The 15613-nt window shown below is 57.2% G+C and carries 12 protein-coding genes; 1 reads left to right on the top strand and 11 read right to left on the bottom strand.

The features are described 5' to 3' along the window. Nucleotides 1–17 precede the first annotated feature (17 nt). From SD425_RS24595 to SD425_RS24575, 5 genes are all read right to left on the bottom strand, one after another. Complete coding sequence (locus SD425_RS24595) at nt 18–308, bottom strand: hypothetical protein (protein WP_324673329.1); 291 nt, start codon at nt 306–308, stop codon at nt 18–20. 217 nt (nt 309–525) lie between these two features. After that, nucleotides 526–2112 carry a DUF1501 domain-containing protein gene (locus SD425_RS24590; protein WP_324673327.1) on the bottom strand — a complete coding sequence of 529 codons (1587 nt, stop codon included), beginning with the start codon at nt 2110–2112 and terminating at the stop codon, nt 526–528. A 99-nt stretch (nt 2113–2211) separates the two neighbouring features. After that, nucleotides 2212–3933 (bottom strand): DUF1800 domain-containing protein, encoded by a 1722-nt coding sequence (locus tag SD425_RS24585; RefSeq protein WP_324673325.1) that lies wholly within the window; start codon nt 3931–3933, stop codon nt 2212–2214. A gap of 249 nt (nt 3934–4182) precedes the next feature. Beyond that, nucleotides 4183–5325: a serine protease gene (locus SD425_RS24580; protein WP_324673323.1), complete on the bottom strand. Its 1143-nt coding sequence runs from the start codon at nt 5323–5325 to the stop codon at nt 4183–4185. Nucleotides 5326–5374: 49 nt separating this feature from the next. Then, entirely contained in the window at nt 5375–5962 is a 588-nt protein-coding gene (locus SD425_RS24575; protein ID WP_324673321.1) for a sigma-70 family RNA polymerase sigma factor, read from the bottom strand. Between the two features lie 135 nt (nt 5963–6097). On the opposite strand from SD425_RS24575, the gene SD425_RS24570 reads away from it, so the two are divergent. Further along, the gene (locus SD425_RS24570) at nt 6098–6382 is read left to right on the top strand and encodes a hypothetical protein (protein ID WP_324673319.1); all 285 of its coding nucleotides are present in this window, start codon (nt 6098–6100) and stop codon (nt 6380–6382) included. Between the two features lie 552 nt (nt 6383–6934). On the opposite strand, the gene SD425_RS24565 is transcribed toward SD425_RS24570, so the two are convergent. From SD425_RS24565 to SD425_RS24540, 6 genes are all read right to left on the bottom strand, one after another. Further along, a complete protein-coding gene (locus SD425_RS24565) occupies nt 6935–8734 on the bottom strand; it encodes a hypothetical protein (protein ID WP_324673317.1) in 1800 nt (599 codons plus the stop codon). Nucleotides 8735–8749: 15 nt separating this feature from the next. After that, nucleotides 8750–10996: a DUF4175 family protein gene (locus SD425_RS24560; RefSeq protein WP_324673315.1), complete on the bottom strand. Its 2247-nt coding sequence runs from the start codon at nt 10994–10996 to the stop codon at nt 8750–8752. Then, a complete protein-coding gene (locus SD425_RS24555; RefSeq protein WP_324673313.1) occupies nt 10993–12564 on the bottom strand; it encodes a BatA domain-containing protein in 1572 nt (523 codons plus the stop codon). The genes SD425_RS24560 and SD425_RS24555 overlap by 4 nt, the downstream gene beginning before the upstream one ends. 101 nt (nt 12565–12665) lie before the next feature. Continuing rightward, nucleotides 12666–13541: a DUF58 domain-containing protein gene (locus SD425_RS24550; protein WP_324673310.1), complete on the bottom strand. Its 876-nt coding sequence runs from the start codon at nt 13539–13541 to the stop codon at nt 12666–12668. Nucleotides 13542–13624: 83 nt separating this feature from the next. Further along, nucleotides 13625–14602 (bottom strand): MoxR family ATPase, encoded by a 978-nt coding sequence (locus SD425_RS24545; protein ID WP_324673308.1) that lies wholly within the window; start codon nt 14600–14602, stop codon nt 13625–13627. Nucleotides 14603–14757: 155 nt separating this feature from the next. Further along, the gene (locus SD425_RS24540) at nt 14758–15540 is read right to left on the bottom strand and encodes an outer membrane beta-barrel protein (protein WP_324673306.1); all 783 of its coding nucleotides are present in this window, start codon (nt 15538–15540) and stop codon (nt 14758–14760) included. Nucleotides 15541–15613 lie beyond the last annotated feature (73 nt).

The following is a 15613-nucleotide window of genomic DNA, read 5'->3' as shown; positions in this document are numbered from 1 at the left end:
TTACCTTGAAAATGCAACTATTTCTTGTCGGCTACGGGAGCAGCAGACGAAGCAGAATCATCATCGGCGGCTTCAATGGCTTTTTTGGCCACTACTATCGCAACGGCAGCTAATCCTGCAATGCCGAGGATAAGTTGCGTCGTGGTGTAGCGCTGGGCTGCCTTTTTGAGCAGTGTGCCACCATTTTTTAGCAAGTCATCTACTTTGTCGTAATCGCCCTGAAAAATGACATGGTAGGCGCTTTCAAAAGTACGAGCAATGTCTTCAGGTAAAATCTTTTCTAGCTGTTGTTCGATTTGGCTTTCCATAGCGGAGCTTATTGACAGATGGTTGAAAACAGCAGTCGGTCTGGCCGACCACCGAAACCCATGTACGCAGAAGTGACGTGCCGGTTGGGTATGAAACCCCGAAATAATGAAATGGAATTCCAGGCTCAACCATTACAAAAAGGGCTCTGTAGCAAGGGATATAGGTTCTCACAGGAGCTAGGTCAACCTAGCTCCTGTGAGAAGAATACGTATCGTCTTACTGCACCGCCACTAGCCGGGAGTTAGTCCGGCTGCCTTCCTGCACGTGACAATAATAGGAGCCCGCTGCGAGCTGACTGACGTCGAGGGGTAGGTGCTGCTGACCCTTCGGCAACGCACGATCTACCACGCGAAGTACTTCCCGCCCCACCATATCGAACACCAGCACCTGCACGTGCCCACCGCCCGATTCGAACGTAATGGTTGCGTGCGTACGCGCCGGGTTGGGGTAAACGCTAAAACCCGCAACACTCAAATCAGCGGCCGAGGCCGTGCCGGTCACAACGCCCGGGCGCAGCACGGGCACATAAGGAAATTGCCCAGTGCCGGAAGGTAGCAAGGCATTCAAGACGTTCTGCGGCACGGCAAACCAGTCTTTCAAAATACTGGCGTAAATGCTGCGGAAATCGAATTGCATCGGCACATTGTCGTTGACGCCCGCTGTGTCAGGAAGCACCGGATTAGTGCCGTGGATAATAGGGTTGACGCTAGTGCCGAACACGATAAGCGGCGCCGCGGCACCGTGGTCGGTTCCCTTGCTGGAGTTAGATTTGATGCGCCGCCCAAACTCCGAGAACGTCATGCCCACCACGCGGTCCTGCACTCGCAGAAGGCGCAAGTCATCCTGAAAAGCTTCGAGTGCCTGCGCTATTCTACCAAGCAGGGTAGCGTGCGTACCAGTAGAATTGCTACCGGTGGTTGGTACCTGCGTGGCGTGCGTATCGAAGCCACCTAGGTTGCACACGTACACCCGTGTTTGGAGCCCGCCTGCTACGAGCTGGGCTACAATCTTGAGCTGGTCGGCTAAGGTGTTTTGCCCGGCCGTTGGGTACAGCGGCGACAGATTTTTGGCTTTGCTGGCGGCTGTTTTGATGCTGGTGGTATACACCTGCGTTTGCTGCACCACTTGCCGGATAAATGTTAGTTCGTGGCCTGCCGGAGTGTTGGGCGCCGTATCGACGCCACCCGAAAGCAGCTGGTAGAACGACGAAGTGCTGGCAATGGCCATGCCCATGTTCACCGTAGGCCCTTGCACGCAGTTGCTCACCACCGACCCAATGCTGATGGCCAGCGGGTCGGGCGTCTGGGCATTGGGGTAGCCCGTCGGGAAGCTAGGGTATTCGCCATCCAGATAGCGCCCGGCCCACCCGGAGGTGATGGTCACGTTGGAATCGGAACCGGAGGTCCAGATGTCGGTGGCGCGGAAGTGGCTGAAGTTTGGGTTCGGGTAGCCCACGCTTTGCACCACCCCAATCTGGCCGTTAGCATACATATTCTTGATAGCCGCCATCGCTGGATGGATGCCCGTAGCGGCTGTTAGGCGCAATACCTCGTTTTCCGCAATAGCGATATCGCCGCGCGCATGCATTAACGCCGAATACTGGTCGAGGGGGATAATCATGTTCAGCCCGTCGTTGCCACCATTGAGCTGAATTAAGACCAAAACTCGGTCGGTTTGTGTGGCGCCGCCCGTTAGTTCGTAGAGTTCTGGTGAGTAGCCGTATGCCCCCAGCGGGAAGCCGCCCATCATGGCGGGCATCACTGCCGCCGCTGCTGCCGTCTGAAGAAAATCTCTGCGTTTCATTTCTAGGGAACTGAGTAGGTGAGTAACTGAGTAAGAGGATAAGCGAGTAGCGAAAGCCGTGAACACTCTGGCTCAGCTACTCGGTCACGCAGGTACTCTTCAGCTAAGGTGGTATTCAGCTAGGCCCATCATGGCGCGGAGCATGGCCTGCAACTTGGTCAGCACGGCATTCTTCTTGGCCGTATTCGTAGGCGTAGCTAGGTAGGCGTTCCACTCCACCGTCCACTCAAAATCGGGCAGGCCGGGTAGCAACGTTTCCTTCAAGAAAGCTAGCTGCGTGCTCGTGAGGGCCAGGGGCAAGAGCAGCTTGTTGTATTCAGCTATCAGCAGGTTGGGGTCGGCAGCAGTAGCGGTAGGTAGCGTAAGGGTGAGGGCAATAGGGTCGATGATTAGTTTGAAACTGTTGCGGGTGTAGCCATTCCCAATGAGCAGGTCTGTAAGCTGGTTGCGGCGCGGCAGCGTTACGGCATTGATCCACATTTCATAGTACTGCGGCGTCTGGTAATAAGCAGGCCAGCCCGCTACATTGGGTGGGTCACCTAGGTATTGCTGCTGCACGTTGGTTTGGCTGTTGAGGTAGTCCCACATACCATATTGCGCCACCACACCCGAGCTAGGAGGGAAGGCCACCAGCATCTGCCGGCATACGGTCACGGAAAAATCAACGGGGCTCTTGATGACACAACCGACATTCACAGTATCAAAGAAATGCTGACTGCCGAGCAGCGCCCGCAGCACCGGCACTACCTCGTAATTACTCTGTAAGAGCAGCGTGGCGAGCGGGCGAATGATCTGCTGCTCCGTGGCTTCGTCGATAACGTAGTACACAAACCAGCGGTAAAGCGCCCGGCAAAAGTTGCGCGCCGTTTCGGCCTGGCTGAAGATCATGTCAACCAGGGTCTTGTATTCCTGGTCGCCGCCGTTGGTAATAACGCGGTTGCCGAAAGCCGCCGAAAACTGCTTGCTACCAGTGTCGTGACGGCTAGCAGTGTAGTAGCCCGCCTGTGTCGTGGCATTGTCGCGCCAACCTGTGAGCACCCGAGCGGCGGCTTTCACATCGTCCTCGGTGTAGTTGGTGTAGTTGCCGGGACCGATGAGTGGACCTTTGCCCACCGTAAAAAGCTCCAGCAGCTCCCGGCCATAGTTTTCATTTGGGGCAGCGGCCGTGCTCTGATTGCCATTAAGGTAGCGCAGCATCGCTGGCGTGATGGTTACGTCTTTGGTGAGCTGCTTGATGTTACCCAGTGCCTGTTGCCGCAGCAGCGCCGAGTACACGTAGCCGTAGCGCGCATCATTGATGTCACCTAGCTCTATAACGAAGCGGTTGTGCCAGAACAGCGTCATTTTCTCCGTGATTGACAGGTTCTGGCCAACAAGCTGACCCATCCACCACGCCCGTAGCGAGGAACGCCGTACCCCTTCCACAGCTTGGTCGAAAGGCTGCGTAGTCCAGGTCTGGCCAATGGCTACGCTGGTATCGGTAGCGGCTACGTTCAGGGGCGGCTCGGGCTTGGGTGCGGGCCGAAGTAGGTCGTCTAGCACGTCGACCAGACTACGGCCGGCAGCAGCTACTATCTCGGCGCGGGTAGGGCCAAATAGTGTGCGGCGCAGCAGGTGCGCTGCTTCAACCGTCGTCCAAGCGCCAGTGTAGGGCGAGAGGTCAGCCGTAGTACGTGCCGTTTTAGGCAGCGTTTTGTTGGCGTATGGGCTGAGCGTTTCGTCACTGGTAGCAACAGTTTCTGCCAAGACGCTGGGTGCTACGGCAAGCGCAGGTGCCACTACCGTAGTGGCATTTTTGCGGAGGAAGGATCTTCGGTCCATACCTAGGTGGGGTTGAGGGGAGAGAAGGGCGTAAGGGTTTTAAATATAGATGTTTAGAAAGATTGTTCCTAGCCGGTGTTCAAAGGATGAAGCTTGGAATGAGCATAGCATGAAGGTGCATTTATCAAGCATAAGCTCAACAGTAGTGCTGCACCTCTTATAGGTGTGTTCTGCTAGGCTTGATGAGAAATGGGCACAAAAAAAGCCCCGCTGTCGGCGGGGCTTTTGGGAATGTTATCTAGGCTAAGTTTATTCGTACACCTTCACCACAAACACATAGTCTTGCAACTTACGAATCTGCTGCGGGCGAGAAGTGCCAGCAAGTTGGTTGGTTCGTGATAGGTTATAAGGCTCTTTCGGGCTAGCTGAGGCTAGTGAGTCCACTAGTTTCATCAGGTAGGATGACTTGGTAGCAAAAGCCGCACTCTGCACGTCCATCTGCCGGCCGCTTACCACCCCAATCAGGTTGCCCCGGTCGTCGAGCAACGGACCACCGCTGTTACCAGGGTTCACCGGAATCGAGATTTGGTAGAAGGCGGTGTCACCCTCAAAACCCGAGCGGGCACTCAGTGAACCATCATTGAACACGAGTTCTTCACGTGGGTAGCCTAGGGTATATACCTTCTCGCCGAGGTCTGATTGGCCGCGCTTGAAGGAATAAGGCAAACGCTTAAACCCGGCAAAATCCTTGTCGCGAATTCGCAGAATAGCTAGGTCGTGGGCTACGTCGGTAAACACGGGCTCGGCGTGGTAATGCTGCCGGTCACGGCTCTCCACTAGCAGCGAATCGGCGCCCTGAATCACGTGGTAGCTGGTGACCAAATACCCATCGGCAGTAAGGGCAAAGCCAGTACCGCTGAACTTGCTTTGGTTAGTGGCGTCTGCTGGCTTATTACCGTCAATCTGATTGATGGCCCGTCCCATTGCACGCTGGTTGCGTTTGATGCGTTCTACCTCGCGGCGTAGCACCGTGTAGCCATACAGCGAAGAGCTTTGTGACGTACGCCACCATTCCATACCTAGCAGCGTCACGAAGACCGCTAAGATGGCCACGGATGCCGCAACGGCCATCGTAGCGCGGTGGGCACCCCAAAACTCACGCAGCTTGCGCTCCATGGGTGAGATGTGCATCACCGGCATATTGGGGTTGCCGGTTTCCACCATGGTTTCTTCTTCGTCAATCTCAGCCTGAATGGCGCGGAGCTTCTGGCGTGTAGCCAGACGTTCACCGTAATTAGTTAAGGTTTCGGTGAGCTCTTCAAAATCATAATACCGCTGGGCGAAGCTAGGGTCAGCAGCAAGCCGGCGCTCCAAGTTGGCGCGTTCGGCCCCGGCCAGCTCCCCGTTTCGGTAAGCGTCGAATAAGGCGTAGTAATCCGCTTCGGTCATCATAGTAGTAAGTGGGTGGGTGAGGCCCACAGTGATGTCCCTTGTAACGCTTTTAGTAAGATTCTTCTTCCTTGTAGTGAGAGAAAAATAATTTTTTCAGGCGCACCAGGCACTTGTATTTCTGATTCTTGGCGTTGTCGGCATTCGTGTAGCCAAAATCCGCCGTGAGCTGCTGCATCGAACGGTCCAGCAGGTAAAAACCTTCCAAAAGCGACTTGCAAGGTTCCCCGATTTGCTCCAGCGCTTCCCCCATCAGGGCAAAGCGGCGGTCGCGCTCCTCGGCTTCGGCTAAGTCAGCCTCGGCTCCGGTTTCGAGGTAAGGCTCGTGGTCGTCGAGGCGGACGCCGAAGCGGCCTTTCTCGGCGAGGCGTTTCAGCCACAAGCGGCGGCACACGGCGTAGAGGTAGGTCTTGATCTGGCAGCTAAGCTCCAAGGAGCCGTCGCGTACTTTCTCATAGAACACCATCACCCCCTCTTGGTACACGTCCTTGGCTTCGTCCTCAGTGCCACTGTTTTGCAGCACAAAGTGCGAAACCATCGGCAAGTGTAGCCGGTAGAGTTGGGCTAGCGCCCGGTCGTCGCCGCGACGGATAGCCATCACGAACTCTTCATCGGTGTAGGAAGGTTGACCCTTGCCCATTCGCTTTGTTGATTAATACGTTGCGGCGAGTTTGGTAACCCGCCAAAAAAATATTTTTCCTATCTGGGTTACCTTCTTAAAATGTCGGTATGAAGGACGTTTTCCAGACAAAAAGTTTTCAAACTTAACATCAAGATGAAGAATCTCCTGAAGGTATCTGCTCTAGCTTTCGCATTCGCTACTGTTCTAACTTCGTGCGAGTCGAAGCCTGCTGAAACCACCACTACCACTGAATCGACTTCGACTGAAGCTTCGGCTCCTGCTACTACAGATTCGGCTTCTACTACGACTACTACCGATTCGACTGCTGCTGGTGCTATGACTGCTCCTGCTGAAGGCGGTGCTACCACCACGGAAGGTGCTGCAACGACTGCTGGTACGACTGGCTCGACTACTGCTGGTACGACTACTGCTCAGTAAATGTAATTATGCGCTAGCATTAGTTAGCGTTTGCAGAATAAGAGGCCCGTATTCCCTTGAGAATGCGGGCCTTTTCTTTTCTCTGTAAATATTAAATAATTTATATATTAAACCGTTAAAGTAATTTAATTATATAATTTATTGTTTGTGGCGGCTTTTTTGCAGTTGGCCTTGTAGTCCAACTCTCCATTCTATCGTCCTACTTCTACCGTGCCAGCCACTTTATCCTTATCCGCCACTGCCGATACTTCGGCAGCAGCTACGCCTGCCGTAAGTGTTTCTACTGGTTCAGTCTCAGAGCGCCCACCTCATGGCAAGGCTAGAGCAAATGTGTTTGCGCTAGGTGATTACCTGATTGGTGACACCGATGACAATATGCTCAGCGGGCATCCTGATATTCGCTATTAACGAATCAACCTAGCTAGCTTCAACTGCTCTTATTTCGAGAAGGGCCCAGCATCGTCAGCGAAGAAACCAGCCTAGCTTTATAAGCGATATTGATAGTAAGTATCTGTTAGCCAGTAAGAAAAATGCTTTGTTCCTGGTAGCTAGCTATACTTTCTCTTCGAGCCAGAGCGTACCGGCCGCAACCAAAAACAACAGAAAGAACCACCCACTGGGCCACGCTTCACGCGTGCTGGTGGGCGCCATTGCAGTAGCAGCTCCGGCGGACGATACTTGCATGGCCGCGGCTTGTTGCCGGCTAGCTAGTTCGGGCAACTGCCAGCTTTGAGCATCATAAACGTAAAACCAGCTCGGTGCTTGCCCGGCAGTCTCCACCCGATGCCAGCCTGCACGGGTAGGCCAATACTGAGCCGTACTCCACTCCGGTAGCCGAGTATCTTGCCGCAAGGCGACGCGCACAGCACTTTGCGCCGGACTTACTACCTGGGGCTGAGTGGCCGGAAAATTGGCGGCTAGCTGCAAGCTGAGTGGGGTATTCGTTTTAGGCCAAGCATCCAGCACTTGCCAACGCGCTGCCGAGGCTAAAGGCCGCGCTGCCGCCGTAAGCAAACGGCTCCAATATGCTTCGTAGGCAGCAGCGGCATTCTGCAACGCCCAGCTGTAAGTGGCTGGCAACACGGAAACTACCACCGTACCGGCTCCCAGGCGCGATGCGCCTACCACCGGTTGTTCTTGCGCATCGGTAATGAGTGGACGCAGCAGCGGGGCCGACCGCAGAACGGCGGGAACAAGTGTGGTGAGTTTACCCGAGCTGCCCGGCCACCGCACTGGCTGCGGTGCCGCTGCACTGACGGGCCGCGCCATCACAGCGAAGTCGGTGCGAGCGGGTGAGGTGCGGGGTAGGGGGGCCGGGTCGGCGAGCAGCAAGAAGCCTAGCCCCGTGGTGCGCACCGAATTCTGCAAGGCCAGCCCTTCGGCGCCAGAAAGTGTGCTCATGCTGCCCGCGTCGGCCATCAGCACATCGTAGCGAGCTAGCAGGGGCGCTGTCAGGCGGCTGATATCCTGGGGTGACTGATTCAGAAACTCTGTTTGGTTGAGGCCACGACTGAGACCCGTGCGCAACGCTATACTATGCTGACGAGCAGCTAGGTGATTTTTAAGAAATCTAAACTCAAACGAAGGCGTGCTGGCCAGCATCAAGACCCGCAAGGGGCGCGTGGGCGCTACTTCCACGGGCACTGGTTCGCGGGCTACATCTTGACCGTCGCGGCGAGCTAGCAACTCGTACACATTTCGGCCGGCGGCACGTGGCTGGTAGTGCAGGTGAAAAGCGCCCTGATTAGCGGTAAGACGCACCGAATCACGACGGGCTCCAGCCGCGCGTAGGTAAACCCAGGTGGGTGTTTTCTTATCGGCCAGTACATGCTCAAAAAAGCCTTCTACTTCCACTGTTTGGCCCAAAGACACCTCCCGGTTCCACTGCGCAGCGCGAAAGCCTGCTTTGGCCACCGCAGGATGCGTTATTAGGCTGAGTGAACCTAGCTCCGGCAAATCCGCAGTGGGTAGTCCTTGGCCGATTACGTGCAACTGACGCAACGCTGGAAACTGTTCCCGCAGCGCTAGCAAGCTGCTCAAAGCAGGCGTATCCGTCGCAACTGAGGGGCGGTAGCGCCACACATGCGTCGCTGGACCCAGGCGCCGCAGGAGCTGCTGGAGCGTATCAGCGGAGTAGTTGTCGGTGAGTAATACTGCCGCTTGGCGCGTGCCAGCTACTAGATGCGTAGGCGGATACGCCGTGAGCCATAAGCCGACCACTGCCAGCCAGCTCGCAAGAAGCCGCAAGGCTAGGCGCTGCCGGTTAGTGCGGCGCAGGGCTGCCACGGTAAGCCCGGCCGCCAGTACGACGCACAGCGTAAGCAGAAGATAGAAGGGAAGCGAATGGGGCATGCTGGTGAGCAACACTTAGCGACTTAATTCCTGAAAATAGCGCCGCGCCAATCGGTCGGGGCCGGTGGGGCGAACGGGAGCGGGGGCCGGAGTCGGTAGCAGCGCCGTAAGTGCCCGCTCGACCGATGGTAGACACGTGGAGCAAGGCTGCCGCCTCGCCCGAACATCGGCAGCTAGCTGCCGCAGCTGGCTCAGGGCTTGTAAGTAAGCCCCCGGTTTCTGAACTGCCGCTTGCGCCAAGGTTGCGCCTGCACGGTCGAGCAAGAGCGCATCGGCGGCTGGCACAGATTGCTGCTGCCGGATAGTGCCTAGCACGCGCAACGCTTCGCGCACGGCGGGCTGAGTGGGAGTAGCGGCTAGCTGTTGCTGGCTCTTGGGAGCAGCTGCGCCTGCTAGGTCGCCGGTGAGCCGAAGGGTGGCCTCGGGTATCACGGGCGGGTCGTAGCCTAGCTTGCGGACGTAAGCGCGCGTTTGTTGCTGCACTTGTTTGAGCAGGCGCAGGGCGCGATACTCGTACGGCAGCGCTTCGGCGGGGCGGGCGGTGCGCAGGCGCAGCTCGGCCTCCCACATTTGAGCTAGCACACCGCGAAGCTTGGCTTTTACGGCCGGCTCCAAAAAATCTGCCGTTTCTGAGTCATCGTGGCGGTGCATGTAGGGCTCCATAAGGGCATCGGTGGCGGCTGTGGGCGACGTACTGGGGCGGCCGCCGGCGCTACCATGCTCGTGCTCGTAGTGTTCTTCGTGACCCGCCTCGCCTTCTTTGCCTTCCTCGTGATGGTCGGCGTCGGCAGTGGGACCAGCAGATTCGCCAAGGCTCTTTTCGAACTCCTCACCCAAAAACTTGCCGTAGCGTAGGCGCAACACCTTCTGATCGAAACCTAGGTTGTTGCCGCGCTCCGCGAAGGCCTCGGCTGTTAAGCCTTTGCGTTCGGCCAGCAGCTTTTCCGTATCGATAATGATCTGCCGCTGACTACGGAAGTAGGCCGGCACTACATTCACCCCCAAGGAAATATCGGTGGTACTCTCCTGCACGGTAGTATCTTCCCATTGTACCAAGTACGTGTCAGAACGGGTGAGGTGCTGGTGGTTGTCCCAAGCCTGCACGTAGAAATAGACCTCGTCGCCGTAGGTAAGACCTAGCTTGGGCAAGTTGAGCAGGTGAGCCAAGGTAGCTTGTTCTTGCCCATGCAGCGCCCCGCTTAAGTCGGCTTTGGTTTCCTTGAACTTCACGGCTTCGCCTTGGCCCTGCGCTACCGTCGCTACGAGCTGAGCACGCGTCAGGCCGTAGTCGTCACGCACGGCCACCCGCACGGGCACTTGCGGCTTTGTGCCAAACTCCACCAGCGTGTAAGGCTTTGGCGTTTGAATTTGGATCACTGGGCTCTGATCAGCTTGCACGTCGATGGCATAATCATCGGAAGTGCGGCCGGCAAAGCGCAGCCGGTACAGGGTCGACTTGGTAAGTGTCTGTTCGGCTGTAAATAAACTAGGTTGACCGGCTACGAGGCGCAACTTGAGGCGCTGCTTGCCTAGCTCTAGCTCCGGCGCCATGCCGGCCGAACGGCTCACGCGCACCGTCCAGCGCACTTGGCTTTCTTGCGGGCATTGAAACGATGGTTGTGCCGCAGCAAATGCTGGTCGGCGCGTGTAGGCGGGCGGCATCACCATAATGCGAGTCTCCACAATACGAGGCGCAGCGAGCGGCGTGCTGCCCTTGGGAGTGTCCTCGGCAAAGTGCATGGCCACGGGCTGCGCGGCGGCAAGTGGAAGAACGGCTTTCGGCTTAATGAGCCACAGTCCCAAAGCCACAATGGCTGCCAGTCCGGCAACTACCGCTGGCCCTCGAAAACTGATGGGCAGCAACGACCGTTCGGAGCTCTGCAACTCGGCGAGGTGCGTAGCTACGTGTTGGTACTGAAGCTGGCCGAGTAGGTTCAATTCGGAGGGTTCGTGCAACAACAAGCCCGTGCTGTCTTCCAGTCCCGCGAAGCGGCGGTCGAGGCGGCGGGCTAGGTCCTGGAAGTCGGGCTGCCAGATCTGCCAGAGCTTCCACAGCAGCCAGCTCACGCCAATGGCTCCCAGCCCCACGACATACCAGCGCGCTGCCGGCCAGCGCAGCCAGCTAATTATCAAGAGCAACGCTAGGCCCACCGCAGGCAGCAGAATGGCGAACGTGCGCCGCTGGGCGTAGCTGCGCCACACTGCCCGGAGGGTAGAAGTAGCCGCGGCCTGAGATGAAACAGAAGAAGTTAATGGGCTCATACAGTAGTAGATGAGATAGGCGCTACCCGTCGCCGGGCCAGCCACCGTTCCAAACCAAATAGGAGAGCTGCCAGCGCCACTGCCCACGCACGTAAATTGTTGGTAGTGGGCTCGGGCGCTGTATTCGTACGCTTCGGAGCAAGAGCAGGCGTCTGGCTAACGGCGAATACTTGGGAAGGGGCCAAAGTCCGACGGTCCTGCGGCAAATCAGCAACCGTCGAGGCTTCAGGTTGGAGCAAAGGCAGAAGCAGCGTAGGCAATTCGGCGCTGCTCCCTAGCTCGCTCCAGGCCGGGTGTAGGCGGGTGTGCAGGTGATAGGTAGCGCCTTGCCCCTGAGTCACACGGGTGAGTACGGGCTGACCTAGTCCATCTGACCAAAGTGTGGTGGTAGGGTGAGAAGAGCCAAGCGTATCGCGCCGGAGCAGCCGGATTGGCTGGGCGCTCTGGTAAGCCAGCGTAGCCGTGGTGGGGGTACCCACCGCGGAGGCTTCTCGCCAAAGGTGTAGACCTTGCTTAACCCGCGTCTGCCAGGCAGCGGGCACGGGCGCGTCGCTGAGCCAAAACAGCCAGTCAAGCGGCTGGCTAGTGGTAGGCGGTGTGCTCGATACGGTTAGAAGTGGAGACGTGGGTAATCCCAAACTGGCGGCGCGTAGCGCCGCCCGCAAGTAAGTGGCGTCTTGAGCGTGAGCAGCATCGTGGTAAATAGCCAAACGAAAGGCCACTGCTTGCACCGGCACAGCGTGGCCATTCGCTAGGCGAAGCACCGCACCGCCCGACCTAGCTTCGTAACGCAAAGATGGCAACCCCGCTACCCGCAGTGCTCCGCTTGAAGAAGGCGTAGCCACAGTTGCCGTCCGAAACGTAGTAGCGGCCTCGTTGCTGGCGCCTAGGAGCAAGCGCAAGCTGTCGGGGCCTACTTGGTAGGCTGCTTGTAGCCAAGTGCTAGAATCGGAGAGTGGCACGACCTGCCAGCGCACCGCCGCAGGTAGCGCGGGCCGAGTACCGCGGAAGCTGCGCTGCGTGGCCAGCGTAAAAACCCGCAGCGAGCGCTCCGGCAAAGAGTCAGCGGCTTGTTGTACGCGCGCCCACAGGTTATCGGAGCTAGGTTCGAAAGCCGCTGGCGTGGTAGTAGCAGTAGCCAGCGAATCGAAGCGTCGCCAGGTGGCGAGCGACAGGCGTGGCAGTCCGGGTGCCAACTGTCGCAGCTCGTATCCTTGCTTGCGCAAAGAATCAACTGTGGTGCGCACGGCCGTGAGGGAAGAGGAACGAAGTAGATCGGGGCTCAGCAAGACCTGCCCGCGACGAGGCGGTGGCGGCGTTTGCCGCGCCGGATCGGCTAGCGCTAGGGCCAACACCAGCACCACAGCGGCACGCAGCAGCAACAGCAGGAGTTGTTCCAGCTTTAGGCTACGCATCCGGCGGTTGGCGGCGGTACTCAGCCAACGCAAGCTGCCCACTTGTACCAAGCGTGCCGGTCGCCGATTCCAGAGGTGAATAGCCACTGGCACCAGCACGCCCAGCAATGCCAGCCAGCCAGCCCCAGGATGTTGAAGAAGAAAAGCGGACATGAGAATAGTTGAATGACTTTGTTGAGTGGCTGAGCAAGTGAGTGACTACGTGAAGGCGTTCAGGAGTTCACTTCTTAGTCACTTAACTGCGCAGGCGCTCCTTAACCGATCGAGTCCCGCTTCCGCAGAAACTCCCGCATGGCGCGGTCCAGCGGTTCGGCCGTATCTAGCTGGTGGTAGTCGAAGCCTTGGCGGCGAGCTTCTTGCGCGGTCGTGCGCAGCCAGGTTTGCAACTCCTCCTGGTAGGCTTCGCGCTGCTGGTCGGCATCGAGCTGGAGTGTACGGCCAGTTTCAAGATCTTCGAAGGTGACGGTGCCACGGTAGGTGAAGTGCAGCTCGTTGTGCGCCAGCAGGTGCAGCAACATAATTTCGCCCGATGCTACCCGTAGGCGAGTGAGCAAGTTGTTGATTTCTGCCTCATCTTCGTACAAGTCGCTGATGCAGACCGTGATGGCCCGTTGCCGCCGCGCCGTGAGCGGGGCCAGCGTACTAGTAGTCGGGAAGCTACCGGACGCGGCCACACTTTCTAGCGCATGAAACAACCTAGGTAGCTGACGTGCATCGGCGCGAGGTGGAATGTGATCCAGCCCATTCGGGTGCAGAATGGTCAATCCTACCGCGTCGCCTTGGTTCTGAGCCAGATAAGCCAAGGCTGCCAACACCAGACGACTGTAAGCTAGCTTCGTCAGCCCATTATCATCCTGGTGGTTCATGCTGGCGCTGGCATCCAGCAGCAAGTGCACCGTTACGCTCGTATCTACCTCCGACTCGCGGATATAGTAGCGGTCCGAACGGGCTGCTAAGCGCCAGTCTAGGCGGCGTAGATCATCACCAGGTTGATAGGGGCGGTACTGGCTAAACTCCATGCCTACGCCCTTCCGCCGGCTTAGGTGCTGACCCGCCAAGAAGCCTTCCGCAGCTTGCTTAGCCGCCAGTGGCAAGTTGCGCAGCGCATGCAGAATTTCAGGGTTGAGCATGTGTTGGTTCTTGGTATCTGGTTAGGAATTGTTCGTTGCCGTTGGGAGCCAGCTAAAGCGTGAAATTTTGGCTAACCAAAGGGCTACACCGGCACCGCTTTCAGCAGCTCGGCCACGGCATCATCGGGCGTGAGGTTCTCGGCTTCGGCGTTGAAATTCAGCAACACCCGATGGCGCAACACTGGCGGAGCTAGGGTTTTGATGTCGTCGAGGGTGGCGGCGAAGCGGCCTTGCAGCAGCGCCCTAGCTTTGGCGCAGAGAATAAGCGCCTGCCCAGCCCGCGGACCGGCACCCCAGCGGCCATAGTCCTGAATGAACTTCACTGTGCTCGTGGCCGGACGCGTGGCGCGCACCAGGCGGTTGACGAAGCCAAGCAACTCGGGGCTGAGGCTCACCTGGCGTACCAACTGCTGCAACTGCCGAATATCCTCGCCCCCAAGCACCGAACGCACTTCAGCCCGCGCCGTGCCCGTAGTGCCACTTAGTACAGCTAGCTCTTCTTGCTCCGTGGGGTAGCCGATACGGATGTACAGCAGAAAACGGTCGAGCTGGGCTTCCGGCAGCGGGTACGTACCTGATTGCTCAATGGGGTTCTGGGTGGCCAGCAAAAAGAAGGGCTTGGGCAGCGCGTGCTCTTGGCCGGCGTACGTTACGTGGCCTTCCTGCATGGCTTCCAGGAGAGCCGCCTGGGTTTTGGGCGGCGTCCGGTTGATTTCGTCAGCTAGCACGAGGCTGGCGAAAATGGGACCTTCGTTGAACTTGAACGAGCGGTGGCCAGTGCCATGGTCTTCCTCCAATACCTCAGTACCTAGGATATCAGTCGGCATCAGGTCGGGGGTGAACTGGATGCGGCGGAAGGGGAGGTCGGTGGCGCTGGCTAGGGTGCGCACGAGCAGCGTTTTGGCCAGGCCCGGCACGCCTTCCAGTAGCGCGTGGCCACCGGCTAATAAGGCTACCAACACTTCATCGAGCACCTGCGTTTGGCCGACGATAATTTTTCCGATTTCCTCCCGTAGCGGCGGGAGCTTGGCGAGGAGTTGACGAACGTTAGCTTCAGTCACAGTTAAAGAAAAGAGTTTGAGCTTGCGAGCAGTGTACTGGTAAAGTCTGATTTTACCATGTAAGGCTGCTTCTAGGCTGCAAATACAGGGCTATTCGCTCAAAGTCAATAGGAGAACAGTTAATCTAGGGGTAATTTAATAGGGTGCTGATAAGCTTATGGTTGACCAAAGAAGTAGGTGGCATTTAATTGATAACCTCGGTTTTTAACCTGTGGGTTATAACCGATAGATGGGCTAGGGTATGTGTTTTTGACGCCATGCATGTGCGAAAGCTGTGCTTGCCATGGACCTAGCTTATAGCCAATGCCTACATTATAGCCCGCGTCAAGACGGCGGAAGGCGTCGTTATAGTAGGGGCTACTACTCTTACCAATTCGGAGCTTCTGCTTGTAAGACCAATCATCAAATGCATAGATTGGCCGCGATTCAGAGGCGCGTACGGGCCCTGCGTAATGATCTTGGTACTCGCCGCTGAGTGCAACGCCTAGGTAGGGACCAGCAAACAGTTGTAGGCCGCGCACCGTGACTACTAGGTTTACGGGCACTTCTAAGTAGTTGAGCCGCAGCCGCGTGAAACTCTTTACGTCGTAAACAGTTCCTGACAGCTGCCTTTGCCAGGATTCATTTATACGGTAGCCTTTCTGCGAGAAAACAACGGCTGGTTGCACGCTCAGCCAGCCAAACGACGCATCGAGTACGAAGCCAGCTTGTCCGTTCCAGAAGTTGTTTTTCGGATTAAAGTCCGCATAAAACGAGGGAGGGCCTGAGAAATCTGAGGGCTTGGTAGTCATGCTTGTGACCTGAGCCCCAGCCCGCACACCATAGCGCAGCTTTAGTGAAGACAGCGGATCAACCTTTATATGTATGTCGACCTGTGCTTTAGCTACTGGAGCTAACCCCGTCAGGAAGAGGAAGCTGAGTAGTATAAATTTTCGCATAGCTGTCAAACAGAGGAGTAAAGTGCGCTAAAAGCAACCTGAAAGACAGAGTAGAATTGCTTCTGCAGTATAA

Origin of the sequence: Hymenobacter sp. GOD-10R (assembly GCF_035609205.1) — a bacterium.
Taxonomy (GTDB): domain Bacteria; phylum Bacteroidota; class Bacteroidia; order Cytophagales; family Hymenobacteraceae; genus Hymenobacter.
Note: the sequence above shows the minus strand (reverse complement) of the source record. Positions and strands in the feature narration are given on the sequence as shown.

Bases quoted from the DNA above. Each gene is read 5' to 3' on its own strand.
- SD425_RS24595 (WP_324673329.1), bottom strand. From the start codon at position 308: ATGGAAAGCCAAATCGAACAACAGCTAGAAAAGATTTTACCTGAAGAC.
- SD425_RS24590 (WP_324673327.1), bottom strand. From the start codon at position 2,112: ATGAAACGCAGAGATTTTCTTCAGACGGCAGCAGCGGCGGCAGTGATG.
- SD425_RS24585 (WP_324673325.1), bottom strand. From the start codon at position 3,933: ATGGACCGAAGATCCTTCCTCCGCAAAAATGCCACTACGGTAGTGGCA.
- SD425_RS24580 (WP_324673323.1), bottom strand. From the start codon at position 5,325: ATGATGACCGAAGCGGATTACTACGCCTTATTCGACGCTTACCGAAAC.
- SD425_RS24575 (WP_324673321.1), bottom strand. From the start codon at position 5,962: ATGGGCAAGGGTCAACCTTCCTACACCGATGAAGAGTTCGTGATGGCT.
- SD425_RS24570 (WP_324673319.1), top strand. From the start codon at position 6,098: ATGAAGAATCTCCTGAAGGTATCTGCTCTAGCTTTCGCATTCGCTACT.
- SD425_RS24565 (WP_324673317.1), bottom strand. From the start codon at position 8,734: ATGCCCCATTCGCTTCCCTTCTATCTTCTGCTTACGCTGTGCGTCGTA.
- SD425_RS24560 (WP_324673315.1), bottom strand. From the start codon at position 10,996: ATGAGCCCATTAACTTCTTCTGTTTCATCTCAGGCCGCGGCTACTTCT.
- SD425_RS24555 (WP_324673313.1), bottom strand. From the start codon at position 12,564: ATGTCCGCTTTTCTTCTTCAACATCCTGGGGCTGGCTGGCTGGCATTG.
- SD425_RS24550 (WP_324673310.1), bottom strand. From the start codon at position 13,541: ATGCTCAACCCTGAAATTCTGCATGCGCTGCGCAACTTGCCACTGGCG.
- SD425_RS24540 (WP_324673306.1), bottom strand. From the start codon at position 15,540: ATGCGAAAATTTATACTACTCAGCTTCCTCTTCCTGACGGGGTTAGCT.